This window comes from Hahella sp. CCB-MM4, assembly GCF_002260525.1.
Lineage (GTDB): Bacteria > Pseudomonadota > Gammaproteobacteria > Pseudomonadales > Oleiphilaceae > Hahella.
This window is the reverse complement of the sequence record NZ_MRYI01000082.1, coordinates 1-460: the sequence shown is the minus strand read 5'-3', so window position 1 is coordinate 460 and position 460 is coordinate 1. Positions and strand designations below refer to the sequence as shown.

Below are 460 nucleotides of genomic sequence, written 5' to 3'. Positions count from 1 at the left end.
GGAACGTCGACGATCTCGGCCAACCTCGCCGTGGCGCTGGGACGAGAGGGCTGGAAGGTCGGGCTGGTCGTTCCCGACATCAATGTCCCCAGCCAGCGGCGCATGATGGGCGTGACGAAGAAGCCGGCCTCGCCCGACGGCAAGACGATCATCCCGCCGGTCGCGCATGGCGTGCGGGTGATCTCCATCGGGATGATGCTGCCCGAGGATCAGGCGCTGATCTGGCGCGGCCCGATGTTGATGGGTGCTCTGCAGCAGTTGATGACGCAGGTGGCCTGGGGCGATCTGGATGCGTTGGTGATCGACATGCCGCCGGGGACGGGGGATGTGCAGATGACGCTGTGCCAGAAATTCCCGGTGACCGGCGCGATCGTGGTGTCGACCCCGCAGGACGTGGCCCTTCTGGATGCGCGCCGCGCGCTGAACGCCTTCGAGGTGTTGAAGACGCCGGTGCTGGGCC

1 protein-coding gene is annotated in these 460 nt (G+C 67.0%); it reads left to right on the top strand.

All coding sequences use genetic code 11. The features are described from left to right. A partial coding sequence (locus BTA51_RS28990; RefSeq protein ID WP_141215718.1) for a P-loop NTPase occupies nucleotides 1-460 on the top strand: 460 nt, incomplete at both ends.